Source organism: Clavibacter sp. B3I6, from assembly GCF_030816895.1.
Taxonomy (GTDB): Bacteria; Actinomycetota; Actinomycetes; order Actinomycetales; family Microbacteriaceae; genus Clavibacter.
On sequence record NZ_JAUSYL010000001.1, the window covers coordinates 1,122,139 to 1,139,422 of the forward strand.

Sequence of the window (17,284 nt, forward strand, 5' to 3'; positions counted from 1 at the left end):
TCCGCGATCACTGTACTCATCGCCCGCCGGGAGCCCGCGCCGACGACGGATGGCGACGCGGCGGGCCTCCCGGCGGCCGGGCGCGGCGGTCGCGGCCCGCGGATCCCGGTACCGTGGAGGCACACTGGGAGGTGTCATGCGCAAGTACATCCTGAACGGCAGCGTCCTCAGCGCCCTCATCGGCGGCTGGAGCACGCTCCAGACCACCCGACGCGGACCGCGCGACTGGAAGCTCGGCCTCATGTGGCTCAGCTGGGGCATCACGGTGGCCATCGCCGTCGGCACCGTCATCGAGGACTCGCGCGACGGGCGGATCGGCAACTAGCCGTCCCTCCCCTCGCGACGCGCGCATCCCACGGGTGCGCGCGTCCTCTGTGCGTGCCCGCGTCCTCTGCGCGTGCCCGTCAGTCGTGCGTGCGCCACCTCGAGCCGTCGACCTCCAGGTCGATGCGCTCCTCGGCGGGCACGGTCGAGATCGGCCCCGTGAACAGGCCCGCGCGCGTGTCGCCCTGGGCCGTCCCCGAGAACAGGCCCGTCGGCTCGGCCTCCGCGGCGCGTCGTCCCGGCCGGGGCGCGTCGTCGCGCGCATGCGGGTCCACCATCTGCACGCGCGTGCGCGGAAGCGACTGCGGGCTGTGCTCGTGCAGGAACGCCACGAGGCGCTCGCGCACCAGGCAGCGCAGGTCGAAGAGCGTCGGCGCGTCGACGGCCGAGACGAGCACCCGGATCCGGACGTAGCCGCCCACCGCGTCGGTCACCTGCAGCACCGCGACGCGGCCGTCCCAGAGGTCGGTGCCCGCGAGCACGCGGTCGAGCTCCTCGCGCATGCTGGCCGGGGTCGCCCGCCAGTCGAGGTCGAGCTCCACCGCGCCGAGCAGCTCCGACTTGGTGCGGGTCCAGTTCTGGAACGGCGTGGTCGTGAAGTACGTGGACGGCAGCACCATGCGCCGGTCGTCCCAGATGTGCACGACGACGTAGGTGAGGGTGATCTCCTCGACGCGCCCCCACTCCGTCTCGACGATCATGACGTCGTCCACGCGGATCGCGTCGCTGAAGGCGAGCTGCATCCCGGCGAACACGTTGGCGAGCGTCGACTGCGCGGCGAGGCCGGCCACGATCGACACGAGGCCGGCGGAGGCGAGGACGCTCGCGCCGGCGGCCTGCGCGCCCGGGAAGGTCAGGAGCACCGCTCCGATCGCGACCACGACGATCGCGACGACCGTGAGCCGCCGGATGATGAGCACCTGCGTGCGCACCCGGCGCGCGACCCGGTTGTCGGCGACGTCCACCCGGTAGCGGCTGAGCCCCAGGTCCTCGAAGAAGATGGCGAGCGCGCACACCAGCCAGGCGGAGGCGACGATCGTGACGACGTGCAGCAGGTGGTCGATGCCGTCGCGCACCTCCCCCGGCGCCATCGAGGACCGGAGGGCGATCCACACCGCCACCACCACGAGCAGCACGCGGAACGGGCGACGGGCGCGCCGGACGAGGCGCGCCGCCCACTCGCGGCGGCGCGCGACGAGGCGCACGACGAGGGCGACGACGGCGGTGACGACGAGGGCGGCCGCCACGGCGGCGAGCACCGTGACGATCACGGCCACGGCGGGCACGGCGAGCAGGGCGGGCAGGTCCACGGATCCTCCTGGGGGTCGGGCGGACCGCGCTGTCCCGGGCCCCCAGTGTCGCAGGCGCTCCTCCGCGTGCGCCGTCGACGGCCGTCGCGTCGCCGCCGGGAGGGCGCGGGCCGGCGCCCCACCCGCGGGATCCTCGGCGTGTCGCGGGTGAGCCCGGGCGTGTCGCGCACGATGATGGTCCCGATCGTCACCGTCGCGATCGGGGAGGCCGTGGACCATGTTCCGGTGGCGCAGAGGCAAGTCCGTCCCGACCGGGGTCGCGCCCGCCGCGTCCGATCCGGGCCGCCCCGAGGGACGTCCGGCCCCGACCGATGAAGGCCCCGCGCCCGCCCTCGCCGTCTCGCTCGCCACGGGCGAGCTCGCCGCCATCGCCGCGCGCCTGCACGGCGGGCCCGTGCGTCCGGCGCACGTCCCCGCGCACAAGGCCGAGCCGGCGGGCGCCGGCGCTCCCCCGGCCCACGACGCCGAGGCGGACGCGGCTCCCGCTCCGGCCGCGGCGGCCGCCGAGCCCGACCTGCGGCCGCTCGCCCTCGTCGTCCAGGCCGCGCTCGCCCACCACTTCGGACCCGACGGCGCCTGGGCGCTCGTGCGCCGCACGCCCGACACGACCGCGGGCTTCTTCGACGAGATGATGACGGCGCACATCGCGCGCGACGTCGCCCTCGCGCTCGGCGCCTCCCCCGCCACCGCCGCCCTGCCGCTCGAGGACGCCCGGGCGTCGGGGCGCACCGGGGACGACGTGACCGCCCGACGGGACGCCGTCGCGCGCGAGCTCGCGGTGTTCGACGAGGATCCGCTCGACGGCTCCCTCGCGGAGCTCGCCGGCGACCCGGGCCGGGTGCCCGCGGTGCTCCGCGCCGTCCGCAGCGCCTAGGGGCACCGGCCGCGCGGCGAGCGGGGCTCGCCGCCCCGGGCCCGCCCCGCGTCAGCGCTTCGGTGCCACCTGCGGGCCGTCCCAGGGTCCGGCGGATCCGGCCGGGTACTCCTCGAGCGGCACCTCGCCCGCGCGCCACGCGGCGATGACCGGCTCGACGATGCGCCAGCACTCCTCCGCCGTGTCACCGCGCACCGAGAGGCTCTCGTCCTGGGAGATGATGCCGTCGATCACCTGGCCGTACGGCGGCAGGTCGCCCGCGTCGAACGCGGTGACGAGCTCCGCGCGGTCGATGACGTCGGGGTCGGCCGGGCCGTTGACGTTGAGCTCCAGGTGCAGCTCGTCGGGCGCGAGGAGGATGCGGATCCGGTCCGGCTCCTGCGCTCCCGACAGGCCGGTGGGCACGTGCGGCGCCGGCTGGAAGGTCACGACGATCTCGCGCCGGTGGTCCTCCATCGCCTTGCCGGAGCGCAGCCGGAAGGGCACGCCCGCCCAGCGCCAGTTGGCGATCTCCACGGTCATCTCGGCGAGGGTCTCGGTGCCGCGCGCGGGATCCACGCCCTGCTCGTCGGCGTAGGCGGGGAGCTCGCGCCCCTCGACGGCGCCGGCCGTGTAGCGCGCGCGGCGGGAGGAGGCGACCGGGTCGCCGCCCCACGGCCGGGTCGCGCGGAGCACGAGGGCCTTCTGGTCGCGGATGTCCCGCGCGTCCGTCGTGGCGGGCGGCTCCATCGCGAACACCGCCATCACCTGCAGCAGGTGGCTCTGGATCATGTCGGCGAGCGCCCCCGCCTTGTCGTAGTAGCGGGCGCGTCCCTCGAGCGCGAGCTGCTCGTCGTAGACGATCTCGACGCTCGCGATGTGCTGCGCGTTCCAGACCGGCTCGAGCATCCGGTTCGCGAAGCGGAGGCCGAGGAGGTTCCGCACGGTCGAGCGGCCGAGGAAGTGGTCCACCCGGTGCGTGCGCTCCTCGGGCACGAGCGTGGCGAGCAGCCGGTTGAGCGCCTGCGCGCTGGCGAGGTCCGTGCCGAACGGCTTCTCGAGGCACAGCGACGTGCCCTCGGGCAGCGCGATCCGCGTCATCGCCTCGCACGCGCGCTCCGTCACCGCGGGCGGCAGCGCGAAGTACACGGCCGGCGCGGCCTCGCAGACGGCGAGCAGGCCCTCGAGGTCCGCCTCCGCGGTGACGTCGGCGGAGCGGTACGTGGTGCCCGCGACCACGCGGTCGACCGCGGGCCCCTCCGCGCCGAGCGACGCGAAGGACGTGCGGACGACCTCGCGCCACCGCTCGTCGTCCCACTCCTCCGTCCCCGCGCCCACCAGCTGCAGGTCGAGGTCGGGGCGGTGGGCGAGGAGCTCGCCGAGGCCGGGGAGGAGGAGGCGCGCGGAGAGGTCGCCGCTGGCGCCGAGGATCAGGAGCGTGGAGGAGGCGGGCATGCGGCCAGGCTACGCGCGGTGGCGGGGATCGGCAGGCGGGCCGTGGGACCATGGCGCATGGCCATGCGCATCGAGGACTACGCACTCATCGGGGACTGCCACACGGGAGCGCTGGTCGGACGGGACGGCTCCATCGACTGGCTGTGCCTGCCGCGCTTCGACTCGGCGTCCATGTTCGGCGCGCTCCTCGGCACGGAGGAGCACGGCGCCTGGAAGCTCGCGCCCGACTCCCCCGACGCGACCGTCGCCCAGCGCACCTACCTCGGCAACACGTTCGTCCTCTGGACCCGGTGGGAGACGCCCGAGGGCGCCGTCGAGGTCACCGACTTCATGTCCATGGGCGACCGGCGGGCCGATGTCGTGCGCCGCGTCCGCGGGATCAGCGGCACCGTCCGGATGCAGGGCGACCTCCGCCTGCGCTTCGGCTACGCGACCGCCCTGCCGTGGATCCGCAAGCTCGACGGCGACGACCCGCGCCTCGTCGCCGTCGCGGGCCCCGACGCGGTCGTCGTCCGCGGCCCCGAGCTCACGGCGACGAACCACCACCACGGCGTGTCCTTCGAGGTCTCGGCCGGCGAGGCCGTCGACCTCGCGCTCACCTGGTACCCCTCGCACCGCAGCGAGCCGCCGGCGTTCGACGTCGACGCCGCGCTCGAGCACACGACCGAGTGGTGGGAGACCTGGGCGAGCTCCATCGAGCACTCCGGCCCCTACCAGGCGGCCGTCCGCCGGTCCCTGCTCGTGCTCCGCGCGCTCACGCATGAGGACACGGGCGGCATCGTCGCGGCCGCCACCACGAGCCTCCCCGAGCAGTTCGGCGGATCCCGCAACTGGGACTACCGCTACGTCTGGCTCCGCGACGCGTCGCTCACCCTCGAGGTGCTCCTCGCGCACGGCTTCGACGACGAGGCGGACGAGTGGCGCACGTGGCTCCTCCGCGCGATCGCCGGGGATCCGGGCGACGTGCAGATCATGTACGGCCTGAGCGGCGAGCGGTACCTCCCCGAGCGCGACCTCGACAGCCTGCCCGGCTACGGGGGGTCCGGTCCCGTGCGCGTCGGCAACGGCGCGTTCGAGCAGTACCAGGCCGACGTGATCGGCGAGGTGATGCTGGCGCTGCAGGCGGCGCGCGACGCGGGCGTCGGCGAGACCGAGTTCTCCTGGCCGCTGCAGCGGGCCCTCATCGGCTTCGTCGAGGAGAACTGGGAGCGGCAGGACAGCGGCATCTGGGAGATCCGCGGGGCCGAGCAGCACTTCACGCACTCGCGGGCCATGATCTGGGCGGCGCTCGACGCCGCCGTGCAGGGCGTGGAGCGGCACGGGCTCGACGGGCCGGTGGAGCAGTGGAAGGCGCTGCGCGACCGGGTGCGCGACGAGATCCTCGACCGGGGCGTCGACCCCGCGACCGGCGCCTTCCGCCAGCACTACGGGACGACCGAGGTGGACGCGTCGCTGCTGATCCTCGCCCAGGCCGGCTTCTGCGCCTACGACGACCCGCACATGCTCGCCACGGTCGAGGTGATGGAGCGGACCCTCATGCACGAGGGCTTCCTGCTCCGCTACGACACGAGCGCCGGCGTCGACGGCCTGCCCGCGGGCGAGTACCCCTTCCTCGCCTGCTCGTTCTGGCTCGTCGAGCAGTACGCCCGATCCGGCCGCGAGGCGGACGGCCGCGAGCTGATGGACCGGCTGGTGGGGCTCTCCAACGACGTCGGGCTGCTCTCCGAGGAGTACGACCCGGTCGGTCGACGCCAGGCCGGCAACGTGCCGCAGGCCCTGTCGCACCTCGCGCTCGTGCGGGCAGCGGATGCGCTGCAGGCCGCGGCCGCGGCGCAGCCGGACGATCTCGTCCGCGCGCACCGGCAGGGCGGCGCGGCGGCCGCGCACGCGCACGCGGCCCGGGCGCGGACGACGACGGTCTCCGCGGGCTGACCCGCGCGGCCCGGACGCGCGGGCGCGGCCCGGACGCGCGACGCGACCCGCACGAGGTCAGCGGGTCGCGAGGAACCGCTCGACCGCCGACAGGGCGTCCGGGTGCCGCGGGGTGCCCGCGTGGGTCGCCCCGTCGAGCTCGACGAGCGTCGCGTCCGGTCGCAGCGAGCGCACGTGGTGCGCGGCCCGCAGACGCTCGGCGTCCCGCGTGCCCGCGACGAGGAGCAGCGGCACGGCGGAGCCGGCGAGGACCGCGTCGGGCACGCCCCGGTCCCACTCCGACTCGCGCATGTACGCGGCGAGCGCCCGGGCGTCGTCGGCGAGGAACGCGCCGCGCGTCGCGGGGTCGACGGGCTCGCCGCTGTGCCGCTCCCACGCGTCGAGGAAGCCGGGCATGCCGCCGTCCTCGAGCGCCTGGATGCAGCCGGGGAAGAACACGCGGTCGAAGACGCCGACGCCGCTCCGGGGGGATCCCCCGAGGCTCGACGTCGAGAGCAGCCGGTCGGGGTGCGCGGCGGCGAGCGAGAACCCGACGCGGGCGCCGAGGCTGTAGCCCACGTGGTGGACGACCCGGGCGCCGACCGCGTCGAGCACGGCCACGACGTCGGCGACCATCAGGTCCATGGCGTAGGCGGCCGGCTCGTGCGGCGTCCCGCTGCGCCCGTGCCCGCGGAGGTCGAGGGTGATCACCGGCCGCGCGGGCGAGAGGGCGCGCACCCAGCCGAAGCCCCGCCAGATCGCCTGGGACAGCGCCGTGCCGTGCACCAGGACGACGGGCGCGTGGGCGGGGTCGCGCGGATCCTCGTCGTCGGGCCGGGCTCCGAACGCCCGGTAGGCGATGCCCGTGCCGTCGAGGGGGTTGGTCGCGGTGTCCACGGGGGTCCAGGGTACGCGGGCCCCGTGCCCGACCGACCGTCCGGCCGGCCGGGGCACGCGCGGGTCGGGCGGGCTAGGCGGACGCGCCGTCGCCGTCCTCGTCGGTGCGGTGCGGCGTGTCCTCCTCGGGCTCGAAGTGGTCGGATCCGCCGTCGTGGCCCGCCGCGACACCGGTCGCACCCGCCGGGATCGTGCCCTCGCCGCCGATCTTCGCGTCGTCGTCGCCGTGCGCGTCGGTCGTGCCGTCGTGGTGGGTCATGTCCGTGCCTCCTCGTCGTCGCACGGCGCGCGCGCCGCGTCGTCGCGGCGCACCGCGACCGGCGGTGTCCCCCCATCCTGCCCGCTCGCCCGCGCGGCGCCACTCCGCCTGTCCGTCGTCCGCCCGCTCGCAGGATCCCGTCACGGTCGCATGATCGTTAGCCCGACTAATGAGCTACCCTAATGACATGCCCGACGCCCCCGACCTCAGCCAGAGCCTGCGCGCGGGCGTCATGCGCCTCTCGCGCCGCCTGCGCGCCGAGAAGGCCGACCACGAGCTGAGCGACAGCCAGTTCGTCGTGCTCGCCCTCCTCCTCCGCGACGGGCCGACGAGCCCCGGGCGCCTCGCCGAGATCGAGCGCGTCACCGCGCCGAGCATGAACCGCACCGTCAACCAGCTGGTCGACGCGGGCTACGCCGGGCGCGCCCCCGCGCCGGACGACGGCCGTCGCGTCACCGTGTCCGTCACCGCGTCCGGCCGTCGCGTCGTGCAGGAGACCCGTCGCCGACGGAGCGCCTGGCTCTCCCTCCGCCTCGCCGAGCTCACCGCCGAGGAGCGCGCCACGCTCGCCGACGCCGCCGTCCTCCTCGACCGGATGGCCTCCGCGTGAGCGCCGTCTTCCGGAGCCTCCGCGCCCCGAACTACCGCATCTGGTTCGCCGGCGCCCTCGTGTCCAACGTCGGCACGTGGATGCAGCGCACGGCCCAGGACTGGATCGTCCTCACCGAGCTCACCCGCTACGACGCGACCGCCGTCGGCATCGTCATGGCCCTGCAGTTCGGCCCCATGCTGCTGCTGTCCCCCTACGCGGGCCTCATCGCGGACCGGTACGACAAGCGCCGCGTGCTGATGGTCACGCAGGGCGCCATGGCGGTCCTCGGCCTGGGTCTCGGGCTCGTCGTGCTCTCCGGCCACGCGAAGCTCTGGCACGTGTACGCCTTCGCGCTCCTGCTCGGCGTCGCATCCGCCCTCGACGCGCCCGCCCGGCAGTCGTTCGTGTCCGAGCTCGTCTCCGACGACGACCTCTCGAACGCGGTGGCGCTCAACTCCGCCTCCTTCAGCGCCGCGCGCATGATCGGGCCGGCCGTCGCGGGCGTGCTCATCGCGGGCGTCGGCACGGGCTGGGTCTTCCTCATCAACGCGGTGAGCTTCATCGCGGTGCTCGTGGCGCTCACCCGCCTCCGCGTGGGCGAGCTCCGCCGCCCGGAGCGCGTCTCCCGCTCGCGCGGCCAGCTGCGCGAGGGCTTCCGCTACATCGGCGGTCGGCCGGACATCATGGTGATCCTCGTCATCGTCTTCCTCGTCGGCGCCTTCGGCTACAACTTCCCGATCTTCACCTCCACCATGGCGAGCGTGGAGTTCGGCAAGGGCGCGACCGAGTTCGGCCTGCTCTCGTCGAGCCTCGCCGTAGGATCCGTGGCCGGCGCGCTCCTGTCCGCGCGCCGAGAGCGCCCCCGCATCCGCCTCGTCTTCGTGGGTGCCGCGCTCTTCGGGCTGGCCACCGCGCTGGCCGCGATCGCCCCCACGTACCTGCTGTTCGCCGGCGCGCTCGTCATCGTCGGCGTCGTCTCCCAGACCCTCATGACGAGCGCCAACAGCACCGTGCAGCTCACCGTCGAACCCCGCATGCGCGGCCGGGTCATGGCCGTCTACATGGCGATCTTCGTGGGCGGCACGCCGCTCGGCGCGCCGATCGTCGGCTGGATCGCCAACGAGTGGGGCCCGCGGGCGGCGCTCATGGTCGGCGCGGCGAGCGGGATCGCCTCCGCCCTCATCGCGATCGCCTGGCTGGTGCTGCACCGGCACCTGCGCGTGACGTACCGCATCCACCGGACGCCGCACCTGCTGGTGACCCACGACGGCGACGGACGCGACCGACGCGAGGACGCGCGCGAGGACATCGAGGCCGACGAGGCGGTCGCCCGCCGCGCCTGATGCGGCCACCGCCCCGGGCGGGGCAGCGCCGGTCGGTCCGGTGCTCGGGCGGCCCCGCCGGCGCGGCCCCTCCGGCTCAGGGCGCGGGCGGCGTCGCGGCGCTCGGGGGCGCGTAGCCCACGTCGTCGAGGCAGTAGTCGAGGAAGCCGTCGACCGCGCGGAGGTACTGCCCGGTGTCGAGCGAGGCCCCGTCGGTGTCGGCACCGGACCGGAGCGCGTCCAGCTCGTCCGCGATCCGCGAGAACGACTCCACGAGCGGCTGCATGCCCTCGGGCGCCATCTCGGCGAGGGACGCGTTCCCCTGGCGGACCCGCTCGAGGAGCGTCGGGTCCACGGCCTCGCCGTCGCCGAGCGCCTGCACGAGCCGCGTCGAGTCGGGCAGCACCTGCGCGAGCGTCGAGCAGGTCGCGAGCTCGTCCTCCGTGGGCGGACCGGGCGCGCGCGTGACCTCCGGCTCGAGCGCCGCGGACCCGCCGCCGTCGGCGGGCGCGCTCGAGTCGTCAGGCGCGCCGGCGGTCGGCGGCGCCGTCGTGGGGGCCGGCTGCCCCGGATCCGCGGTACACCCCGCCAGGACGAGCGCCCCCGCGACGGAGACGACGAGGGCCCCGGACAGGGCTCGGCGTGACGTCCTGCGCGTGCGCGGCAAGCGGGCCTCCTCGGCGCATATCACGGATGTCGCCGCCCGCGGAAGGCCGGCGACGCGGGTTCCGGGGCGCGTGCCCCGTGCCACTACCGTATGCGGATGACCCGAAGCGAGAGCGACCGCAGCGCCGTCCAGCCCGACCCCGGCTTCGTGGCGCAGGACTTCAGCCACGAGCAGGAGGGCTACCAGCACGGCCTCAAGCCCCGGCAGCTGCAGATGATCGCCATCGGCGGCGCGATCGGCACGGGCCTCTTCCTCGGTGCCGGCGGGCGCCTCGCCGCCGCGGGCCCCGCGCTCGCCATCGTGTTCCTGATCTGCGGCGTCTTCGCCTTCTTCATCCTCCGCGCGCTCGGCGAGCTGGTGCTGCACCGCCCGAGTTCCGGCTCCTTCATCTCCTACGCGCGCGAGTTCTTCGGCGAGAAGTTCGCCTACGCCGCCGGCTGGATGTACTTCCTCAACTGGGCGACCACCGCCATCGTCGACGTCACCGCGGTCGCGCTCTACATGCACTACTGGTCGGCGTTCACGGCCGCGCCGCAGTGGCTCCTCGCCCTCATCGCGCTCGCCATCGTGCTCGCGCTCAACCTGGTGGCCGTCAAGGTCTTCGGCGAGATGGAGTTCTGGTTCGCGCTCGTGAAGGTCGCGGCCCTCGTGGTGTTCCTCATCGTCGGCATCGTCTGGCTCGCCTGGAGCTTCCCCGTCACGGTCGGCGGTGCCGAGGTGCAGACCGGCTGGACCGTGCTGCAGGAGAACGGCGGCGTCTTCCCCACCGGCCTCGTGCCCGTGGTCCTCGTCGTGCAGGGCGTGGTCTTCGCGTACGCGGCCATCGAGCTCGTCGGCACCGCGAGCGGCGAGACCCAGGACGTGGAGAGGGTCATCCCGCGCGCCATCAACTCGGTCGTCTTCCGCATCGCGATCTTCTACGTCGGCTCCATCGTGCTGCTCTCGCTGCTGCTCCCGTACACGGCGTACAGCGCCGACCAGAGCCCGTTCGTCACGTTCTTCTCCAGCCTCGGCTCCCCCGAGGTCGGCGCGATCGCCGGATCCGTCATGAACTTCGTGGTGCTCACCGCCGCCATGTCGAGCCTCAACGCCGGCCTCTACAGCACCGGCCGCGTCCTGCACTCGATGGGCATGAACGGCTCGGCACCGCGCTTCACGACCGTCATGTCGAAGGGCGGCGTCCCCTTCGGCGGGATCCTGCTCACCGGCTCCATCACGCTCCTGGGCGTCGGCCTCAACGCGGTCGTCCCCGACCAGGCCTTCGAGATCGTCCTCAACGTGGCCGCGCTCGGCATCGTCGCGGGCTGGGCCACCATCATCCTGTGCCAGATGCGCCTGCGGACGTGGGCCAAGCAGGGCAAGGCGACGGAGCCCACGTTCCGCCTGCCCGGCGCGCCCGTCACCTCGTGGCTGACGCTGGCGTTCCTCGTGAGCGTGCTCGTGCTGATGGCGATCGACTGGCCCATCGGGACGCTCACGGTGGCGTCGCTCGTCGTGATCATCCCGCTGCTCGTCGTGGGCTGGTACCTGCAGCGCGATCGGATCCTCGAGATCGCGCGCGTGCGCGAGGGCATCACGGGCCCGTTCCCGGTCACGGGACGCGACGCGTCCGACCAGCGGAGGCGCTGAGCCACACCCGTCACCGCGATCCGCCGCCGCCGTCCTCCACCTCGGCGTCCGCGTCCCCGCCCGCGCCGTCCTGCCGGTTCCGTCCCGCCTCGCCGGAGCCGGCGGGGCTCGTCGGCCCGGGCGCCGCGGGCTGCGCGGGGTCCGGTCGGAGCCCGCGTCCGAAGGCGAGCATCTCGTCGCCGTGCTGCACGACCCACGCGACCGCCGCGTTGAGCGAGTCGCGCCGCGCGACCCAGACGCGCAGCCCGTCCGGTCCGAGCCCGCACGCGTACACCTCGTAGGTGAAGGGGTCGGCGAGGTCCGCCCGGTGGCGGAGCACCCACCCGAGCGCCGGCCCGTCGCCGACCCGCACGATCCACGCGCCTCGCACCGGATGCGCGTGCGGATGCCGCGGCACCGGGCTGATCGCGCCGGCGGCGTCGCCGCTCTGCTTGCTCCACATGCGGATCCCCTCCGGTCGTCCGACGCGGACTCCGTGCCCGCGCCGACGCCCGGCCGCGTCGCTCTCGAGCGTACGCGCGCGCACCGACGCCGCTCGGGGTGCGCCCGGCGCGGAGGCCGCCGTCCCCGATGGCGCCCGGGGCGCGCGGACGGTCACGCGCACGCTCCCAGCACGCGGTGGACGGCGGCGCGGTCCGCATCGCCCACGGCGAGGTCGTACCGGCTCACGACGAACGCGAAGCGCGTGACGTAGAGGCACCGGTAGGCCGCGTCCGGCGGGAGCCACGTGGCGGGTCCCTGATCCGACTTGTCCTGGTTCGTGGGTCCGTCGACGGCCTGGAGCTCGTCGACATCCGTCGCGAGCCGCTCGCGCCGCTCGTCCGACCACGCCCACGCGCCGTGGCGCCAGGCCCACGACAGCGGCACGAGGTGGTCGATCTGCACGGCGGCGCTCGTGCGGGCGCCGCGCGTGAAGTCGATGCCGCGCCCCGTGTAGGCGTCGTGCAGGTGCCCGGCGACCACCGTGCACCCCTCGTCGGCGGAGGAGCGGGTCTCGCCCGTCATGTCCCGGACCAGGACGTCGTCGCGCTGGTCGCAGCCGTTGCGGTCGGTGTCCGCCCATGCGGGTCCGAAGGCGTCGCGGTCGTATCGGGGGTACCGCTCGCGTCCGTCGGCCCGGATCCGGTCGGTCATGGTCCGGACGGCCGCCGTGTCGATCCGCCCGTCACGGACGAGCCCCGCATGCGCGAGCGCGTCAACCACCGCCCCGTCGGCGACCTCCGCGGTGAGCCCGGCGGTGTCGGCATCCGGTCCGAGCACCGCCTCCCGGGCCCCGACGACCACGGACACCGCCACGACCAGGACGGCGAGGGCCGCCAGGAGGACGCGCACGGCGTCGCGCCGACCCCCGCGGATCCCCGCGAGCGCCCGCCTGAGCCGGCACCAGGTCCACCGTCGTTCCGCACTCTCCCCCATCTCGCCCCCTCCCGAGGACAGGGGTACCGGATCGCCCGGACGCGGACGCCTCCGTCCGCGTCACCCGTGGCTCCGGGCACGCGAGACGGGCGTGGGGAGGGGACGTCGTGCGCGTCGCCCATCGGGCGAGCAGAACCTGGGAGGCGCCGTGAGCCGGGAACGGACGGTCGCGCTAGAGCAGGGAACGCGCCGCCAGGATCACGTCCGCGACGGCCCCGAGCGACGAGGGCCCGGGCGTGTTCTGCCCGGCGGAGGCCAGGCGGACGAGCGCGAAGGCGATCACGGCGATCACGACGAGCGCGGCGATGACGTAGATCCACACCTTCAGGCCACGACGCGCGGGCTGCAGGGGGTTCTGCTCGATGGGGCCGTCGTGGTCGGGTCGTTCGGGATGATCGCGCATGATCGCACCCTACGCCGGTCGCTCCACCGGTCGACGGGCGGCGGTCCGCCCTGCGCATGCGCCGACGGGCGGTTCCCCGGATCCGGGGAACCGCCCGTCGGCGGGACGCGTCGCGGGAACGCGCGCGGTGGGTCAGGCGGAGATGCTCTGCGCGAGGACGCCGTCGAGGACGACGGACGCCTCCTCGTCGGTGGACTTCTGCGCGAGCGCGAGCTCCGAGACGAGGATCTGCCGGGCCTTGGCCAGCATCCGCTTCTCGCCGGCGGAGACGCCCGAGTCCTGGTCGCGACGCCAGAGGTCGCGGACGACCTCGCTGACGCGGCGCACGTCGCCGGAGCCCATCTTCTCGGTGTTGGCCTTGAAGCGACGCGACCAGTTGCCGGCCTCCTCCTCGACGTCGCCGCGGAGGACGTCGAACACCGCCTCGACGCCGGAGCTGTCGATCACGTCGCGCAGCCCCACCAGCTCGGCGTTGTCGACGGGCACGTCGATGACCAGCTCGCTCTGGTGGATCTGGAGGGTGATGTACTTCTTGTCGACCCCCTTGATGGTGCGGGTCTTGACCGCGGTGATCGTGGCTGCGCCGTGGTGGGGGTACACGACGGTCTCCCCTACTTCGAAAATCATGTAGTGCTGTCCTTCGATCCCTCGAGATGTGTGCCGGAGATGTCGCGCACGCGCATGCACAGCCGCGTGGGCGCCGGCGTCCCGCGCCACGACGCGCGCCGTGCGGCGTCGTCGTGGAGCGTGGCCGGTGCACCGAGATCACCGGCCGCCGCGGGGCTCCGCCAGGGGGCGTCCGCGGTGATGGTCCGACCGGTATTCTCTCACGGTTCGCCCCCGCCCACCGACGCGGTCGGCCGACGCGGACCGCGGGTGCTGAGGAGGGACCTCAGGTCGAGCTGCCCCGGATGCGGAGCGTGTGGTGCACCCCCTCGGACTTGAACCGAGAACCCACTGATTAAGAGTCAGTTGCTCTGCCAATTGAGCTAGAGGTGCAGGTGAGGACCCCGTCGAACGGGGTACCGGACCGAGAGATGACACTAGCACCACGTCGCGGGCCGGCGCCAATCGAGGCCCAGGAGCACGCGCTCGGCCCCTCCCGCCCGGCCTAGCATGGAGGTCGATCCCGCCGACCGAGAGGCTCCCCCATGACCGAGACCGCCCGCCTCGAGAAGGGGCAGCCCGCCCCCGACTTCACCCTCCCGGACCAGGACGGCGCCCCCGTCACCCTGTCCGACCTCCGCGGCCAGGACGTCATCGTGTACTTCTACCCGGCGGCCGGCACCCCGGGGTGCACCACGCAGGCGTGCGACTTCCGGGACAGCATGGACTCGCTCCAGCGCGCGGGCTACCGCGTGCTCGGCGTCTCGAAGGACCCGCAGGAGGACCTGGCGCGCTTCCGCGAGGAGCAGGGGCTCGGCTTCACGCTCCTGTCCGACCCCGACCTCGAGGTGCACCGCGCGTACGCCGCGTACGGCGAGAAGTCGCTCTACGGCAAGACGGTCACCGGCGTGATCCGCTCCACGATCGTGGTGGACGGCGAGGGCCGCGTCGCGCTCCCCCTCTACAACGTCAAGGCGACGGGGCACGTCGCGTCGCTGCGGAAGAAGCTCGGCGTCGACGCCTGACGCCCGAGGGCGGCGCGGCCGGAGGCCCGGGCGGTACCGCCCGAGGCCGGGAGGCTCCCGGTACCCCGGTCTCAGTCGCGACGGCCCGTGGCGAGCAGCACGGAGCGCGTGAAGAGCAGCACCAGCACGAGCACCGAGGGGACGATGATGCCCCAGCCGAGGTCCTGGCGCGCGTCGGTCCCCTGGAGGCTGCCGAAGCCGACCGCGATCTGCAGCACCTGCCAGGTGAAGGCGGCCGGCCGGATCCAGCTGCGGCCGCGCAGGATGCCCCGGACGACGGCACCGAGGAAGACGGCGGCGAGGGCGGCGAGGGCGATCAGCGCGACGGCGCCGGCCAGCGACGCGGGCGACGACGTCAGCAGGTCGACCACGAGGAGGGCCGCGACCCCGGCCATGAGCGCCGCCTCGAGCCCGACGAGGACCGCGAGGAGGACGACCGCGGGCGATCGGCGCGATCCCCGGGGGACGTCGCGCGGATCGAGGGCATCACCGGTTCCGGTCACAGCACGTTCCCATACAAAGCTATTGATTGATCGTTGGCTCTATGCGACGATATTCGAGGTCGAGTTCGTTCACAGGGTGGTGAGCAGATCCGGAACCGAGCTTACAAGGGACGCATTCCCGAAGCTGAGCATCTCACGAGGAGGGGCACGTGCCCCGTCCCGATGCGGTTCCCGGACGCCTCGCCCCATCCCCACCCGCGGCATTCCGCCGTGCAACGAGTAACGACCTGAGGAGCACCCCTATGGATTGGCGTGACAAGGCAGCCTGCCTGACTGTGGACCCCGAGCTGTTCTTCCCCGTGGGGAACACGGGCCCGGCCGTCGACCAGATCGACAAGGCGAAGGCCGTCTGCGGCCGCTGCTCCGTCACCGAGATGTGCCTGCAGTACGCCCTCGAGACCGGACAGGACTCGGGCGTCTGGGGCGGCCTCAGCGAGGACGAGCGCCGCGCGCTCAAGCGCCGCGCAGCCCGCGCCCGTCGCGCCAGCTGACGTCGCGCCGCACCACAGCACCACCGACGAGAGCCGGGCAGCCCCCAGGGCGGCCCGGCTCTCGTCGTCCCCGGCACCCGACGGCGCCGCCGTCCTGGCCGGATCACGTCGCCGTGCCTCAGGCGGTGACGGGCGCCAACCAGCGCAGGGGCACCTCGATGGTCACCTCGGTGCCGCTGCCCATGAGCGTGTGCCAGTCGATGGTCCCGCCGAGCTCCCCCTGGATGAGCGTGCGGACGATCTGCGTGCCCAGCCCGCTGCCGACCTTCCCCTCGGGCAGACCCACTCCGTCGTCGCGCACGCTGACGGTGAGCGTCTCCTCCGTGCGGGCCGCCTCGATGGCCACCTCGCCCGAGCGCCCTGCCAGGCCGTGCTCGACCGCATTGGTGACGAGCTCGGTCAGCGCGAGGGCGAGCGGGGTCGCGTAGGCGCTCGGCAGCACGCCGAAGCTGCCCAGGATCTTCGGGTGCACGCGGGTGTTGTGCGCCGACGCCACCTCGGCGATGAGAAGCAGGACTCGGTCGAACACCGCGTCGAAGTCCACGTTCTGGTTGAGGCCCTCGCTCAGCGTGTCGTGCACCACGGCGATGGCGCCGACGCGGCGCTGCGCGTGGCCGAGGGCCTCGCGGGCCTCCTCGGTGTGCGAACGCCGGGCCTGGATGCGCAGGAGGCTCGCGACGGTCTGCAGGTTGTTCTTCACCCGGTGGTGGATCTCGCGGATCGTCGCGTCCTTCGTGATGAGCTCGCGCTCCTGGTGCCGGAGCTCGGTCACGTCGCGGCAGAGCACGACGGCGCCGACGCGCTCCCCGTGGCTGCGGATCGGGATGGCCCGCAGCGAGACGGTGACGCCGCGGGACTCGATGTCGGTGCGCCACGGAGCGCGCCCGGCGACGATGAGCGGCAGCGACTCGTCGACCGTGAGCCGCTTGCCGGTGAGCAGGCTCGAGGTGGCCTCGGCGAGGGACTCCCCCTCGAGCTCCTCGGAGAAGCCCATGCGGTTGAAGGCGCTGAGGGCGTTGGGGCTGGCGAACGTGGTGATGCCGTCGACGTCGAGCCGCAGCAGCCCGTCGGAGGCCCGCGGGGCACCGCGGCGGGGTCCCGTCGGCGAACCGAGGTCGGGGAAGTCGCCATCCGCGATCATGGCGAACAGGTCGTTCGCGCATTCGTTGAACGTGAGCTCCTGGCGGCTCGGAGTGCGGGTCTCGCTGAGGTTCGTATGCCGGGTGATCACGGCGATCGGGGTGTCGGTCACCTCGGGGCTGCCCTGCGCGAGGCGCCGGAGGACGGGCACCGCGCGCACGCGCGTCGGGGTCTCCTCGTACCAGTCGGGCGCGGACGAGTCGATGATGCGCGCGGTCTCGTGCGCATCGGTGACCTGCTTCCGCCACTCGGCCTTGATGGGCTGGCCGACGAAGTCGCGGTAGAAGAGCGTGGCCGAGCTCGACGGACGGGCGTGGGCGACCGCGACGAAGCTGCCGCTCACCGTCGGCACCCACAGGACGATGTCGGCGAAGGCCAGGTCCGCGAGGAGCTGCCAGTCGCCGACGAGGAGGTGCAGCCATTCGACATCCGCGTCGGAGGACAGACCCTGGGCATGCACGAGATCGCTGAGCGTGGACAC

General features: G+C 74.0%; 19 protein-coding genes and 1 tRNA gene. 8 read left to right on the top strand and 12 right to left on the bottom strand.

Going from position 1 to position 17,284, the window contains the following annotated elements; all coding sequences use genetic code 11:
* Window positions 1-136: 136 nt before the first annotated feature.
* Window positions 137-325, top strand: coding sequence for a hypothetical protein (locus QFZ62_RS05280; RefSeq protein WP_307502614.1), 189 nt, complete (start codon window positions 137-139; stop codon window positions 323-325).
* 79 nt (window positions 326-404) lie between these two features.
* Here QFZ62_RS05280 and QFZ62_RS05285 read toward each other — a convergent pair whose 3' ends face one another.
* Entirely contained in the window at window positions 405-1,634 is a 1,230-nt protein-coding gene (locus QFZ62_RS05285) for a mechanosensitive ion channel family protein (protein WP_307502615.1), read from the bottom strand.
* 217 nt (window positions 1,635-1,851) lie between these two features.
* On the opposite strand from QFZ62_RS05285, the gene QFZ62_RS05290 reads away from it, so the two are divergent.
* The gene (locus QFZ62_RS05290; RefSeq protein WP_307502618.1) at window positions 1,852-2,508 is read left to right on the top strand and encodes a hypothetical protein; all 657 of its coding nucleotides are present in this window, start codon (window positions 1,852-1,854) and stop codon (window positions 2,506-2,508) included.
* A gap of 51 nt (window positions 2,509-2,559) precedes the next feature.
* On the opposite strand, the gene QFZ62_RS05295 is transcribed toward QFZ62_RS05290, so the two are convergent.
* Window positions 2,560-3,942 carry a glucose-6-phosphate dehydrogenase gene (locus QFZ62_RS05295; protein ID WP_307502621.1) on the bottom strand — a complete coding sequence of 461 codons (1,383 nt, stop codon included), beginning with the start codon at window positions 3,940-3,942 and terminating at the stop codon, window positions 2,560-2,562.
* 57 nt (window positions 3,943-3,999) lie between these two features.
* Here QFZ62_RS05295 and QFZ62_RS05300 point away from each other — a divergent pair, with 57 nt between their 5' ends.
* Entirely contained in the window at window positions 4,000-5,874 is a 1,875-nt protein-coding gene (locus QFZ62_RS05300) for a glycoside hydrolase family 15 protein (protein WP_307502623.1), read from the top strand.
* Window positions 5,875-5,931: 57 nt separating this feature from the next.
* Here QFZ62_RS05300 and QFZ62_RS05305 read toward each other — a convergent pair whose 3' ends face one another.
* Together QFZ62_RS05305 and QFZ62_RS05310 are read right to left on the bottom strand one after the other, a co-directional pair.
* Complete coding sequence (locus QFZ62_RS05305; RefSeq protein WP_307502628.1) at window positions 5,932-6,750, bottom strand: alpha/beta fold hydrolase; 819 nt, start codon at window positions 6,748-6,750, stop codon at window positions 5,932-5,934.
* 73 nt (window positions 6,751-6,823) lie between these two features.
* Window positions 6,824-7,009 (bottom strand): hypothetical protein, encoded by a 186-nt coding sequence (locus QFZ62_RS05310; protein ID WP_307502631.1) that lies wholly within the window; start codon window positions 7,007-7,009, stop codon window positions 6,824-6,826.
* 187 nt (window positions 7,010-7,196) lie between these two features.
* Here QFZ62_RS05310 and QFZ62_RS05315 point away from each other — a divergent pair, with 187 nt between their 5' ends.
* Together QFZ62_RS05315 and QFZ62_RS05320 are read left to right on the top strand one after the other, a co-directional pair.
* Window positions 7,197-7,619 (top strand): MarR family winged helix-turn-helix transcriptional regulator, encoded by a 423-nt coding sequence (locus QFZ62_RS05315; RefSeq protein ID WP_307502633.1) that lies wholly within the window; start codon window positions 7,197-7,199, stop codon window positions 7,617-7,619.
* The gene (locus QFZ62_RS05320) at window positions 7,616-8,944 is read left to right on the top strand and encodes an MFS transporter (protein ID WP_307502635.1); all 1,329 of its coding nucleotides are present in this window, start codon (window positions 7,616-7,618) and stop codon (window positions 8,942-8,944) included. The genes QFZ62_RS05315 and QFZ62_RS05320 overlap by 4 nt, the downstream gene beginning before the upstream one ends.
* Before the next feature lie 76 nt (window positions 8,945-9,020).
* On the opposite strand, the gene QFZ62_RS05325 is transcribed toward QFZ62_RS05320, so the two are convergent.
* On the bottom strand, window positions 9,021-9,590 hold the full coding sequence (locus tag QFZ62_RS05325) for a hypothetical protein (RefSeq protein ID WP_307502638.1): 570 nt from the start codon (window positions 9,588-9,590) through the stop codon (window positions 9,021-9,023).
* Between the two features lie 96 nt (window positions 9,591-9,686).
* Between QFZ62_RS05325 and QFZ62_RS05330 the strand changes: the two genes are divergently transcribed.
* A complete protein-coding gene (locus QFZ62_RS05330; protein WP_307502641.1) occupies window positions 9,687-11,219 on the top strand; it encodes an amino acid permease in 1,533 nt (510 codons plus the stop codon).
* A gap of 10 nt (window positions 11,220-11,229) precedes the next feature.
* On the opposite strand, the gene QFZ62_RS05335 is transcribed toward QFZ62_RS05330, so the two are convergent.
* The 5 genes from QFZ62_RS05335 to QFZ62_RS05355 form a co-directional block, all read right to left on the bottom strand.
* Complete coding sequence (locus QFZ62_RS05335) at window positions 11,230-11,661, bottom strand: hypothetical protein (protein WP_307502643.1); 432 nt, start codon at window positions 11,659-11,661, stop codon at window positions 11,230-11,232.
* 152 nt (window positions 11,662-11,813) lie between these two features.
* The gene (locus QFZ62_RS05340; RefSeq protein ID WP_373425941.1) at window positions 11,814-12,551 is read right to left on the bottom strand and encodes an HNH endonuclease family protein; all 738 of its coding nucleotides are present in this window, start codon (window positions 12,549-12,551) and stop codon (window positions 11,814-11,816) included.
* Window positions 12,552-12,807: 256 nt separating this feature from the next.
* Entirely contained in the window at window positions 12,808-13,038 is a 231-nt protein-coding gene (locus QFZ62_RS05345; RefSeq protein WP_307502649.1) for a hypothetical protein, read from the bottom strand.
* Window positions 13,039-13,170: 132 nt separating this feature from the next.
* On the bottom strand, window positions 13,171-13,665 hold the full coding sequence (locus tag QFZ62_RS05350) for a CarD family transcriptional regulator (RefSeq protein ID WP_012298114.1): 495 nt from the start codon (window positions 13,663-13,665) through the stop codon (window positions 13,171-13,173).
* 296 nt (window positions 13,666-13,961) lie between these two features.
* Window positions 13,962-14,037 (bottom strand) — tRNA-Lys (locus QFZ62_RS05355).
* A 152-nt stretch (window positions 14,038-14,189) separates the two neighbouring features.
* Here QFZ62_RS05355 and bcp point away from each other — a divergent pair.
* Entirely contained in the window at window positions 14,190-14,669 is a 480-nt protein-coding gene (gene bcp / locus QFZ62_RS05360; RefSeq protein ID WP_307502651.1) for a thioredoxin-dependent thiol peroxidase, read from the top strand.
* A gap of 71 nt (window positions 14,670-14,740) precedes the next feature.
* Here bcp and QFZ62_RS05365 read toward each other — a convergent pair whose 3' ends face one another.
* Window positions 14,741-15,172 carry a hypothetical protein gene (locus tag QFZ62_RS05365; RefSeq protein ID WP_307502653.1) on the bottom strand — a complete coding sequence of 144 codons (432 nt, stop codon included), beginning with the start codon at window positions 15,170-15,172 and terminating at the stop codon, window positions 14,741-14,743.
* Between the two features lie 242 nt (window positions 15,173-15,414).
* On the opposite strand from QFZ62_RS05365, the gene QFZ62_RS05370 reads away from it, so the two are divergent.
* Complete coding sequence (locus tag QFZ62_RS05370) at window positions 15,415-15,663, top strand: WhiB family transcriptional regulator (protein WP_012037746.1); 249 nt, start codon at window positions 15,415-15,417, stop codon at window positions 15,661-15,663.
* A gap of 118 nt (window positions 15,664-15,781) precedes the next feature.
* Here QFZ62_RS05370 and QFZ62_RS05375 read toward each other — a convergent pair whose 3' ends face one another.
* The gene (locus QFZ62_RS05375; RefSeq protein WP_307502656.1) at window positions 15,782-17,284 is read right to left on the bottom strand and encodes a sensor histidine kinase; all 1,503 of its coding nucleotides are present in this window, start codon (window positions 17,282-17,284) and stop codon (window positions 15,782-15,784) included.

Coding starts and splice junctions, on each gene's coding strand:
- QFZ62_RS05280 (WP_307502614.1), top strand. CDS start 137: ATGCGCAAGTACATCCTGAACGGCAGCGTCCTCAGCGCCCTCATCGGC.
- QFZ62_RS05290 (WP_307502618.1), top strand. CDS start 1,852: ATGTTCCGGTGGCGCAGAGGCAAGTCCGTCCCGACCGGGGTCGCGCCC.
- QFZ62_RS05295 (WP_307502621.1), bottom strand. CDS start 3,942: ATGCCCGCCTCCTCCACGCTCCTGATCCTCGGCGCCAGCGGCGACCTC.
- QFZ62_RS05300 (WP_307502623.1), top strand. CDS start 4,000: ATGGCCATGCGCATCGAGGACTACGCACTCATCGGGGACTGCCACACG.
- QFZ62_RS05310 (WP_307502631.1), bottom strand. CDS start 7,009: ATGACCCACCACGACGGCACGACCGACGCGCACGGCGACGACGACGCG.
- QFZ62_RS05315 (WP_307502633.1), top strand. CDS start 7,197: ATGCCCGACGCCCCCGACCTCAGCCAGAGCCTGCGCGCGGGCGTCATG.
- QFZ62_RS05330 (WP_307502641.1), top strand. CDS start 9,687: ATGACCCGAAGCGAGAGCGACCGCAGCGCCGTCCAGCCCGACCCCGGC.
- QFZ62_RS05335 (WP_307502643.1), bottom strand. CDS start 11,661: ATGTGGAGCAAGCAGAGCGGCGACGCCGCCGGCGCGATCAGCCCGGTG.
- QFZ62_RS05345 (WP_307502649.1), bottom strand. CDS start 13,038: ATGCGCGATCATCCCGAACGACCCGACCACGACGGCCCCATCGAGCAG.
- QFZ62_RS05350 (WP_012298114.1), bottom strand. CDS start 13,665: ATGATTTTCGAAGTAGGGGAGACCGTCGTGTACCCCCACCACGGCGCA.
- bcp (WP_307502651.1), top strand. CDS start 14,190: ATGACCGAGACCGCCCGCCTCGAGAAGGGGCAGCCCGCCCCCGACTTC.
- QFZ62_RS05370 (WP_012037746.1), top strand. CDS start 15,415: ATGGATTGGCGTGACAAGGCAGCCTGCCTGACTGTGGACCCCGAGCTG.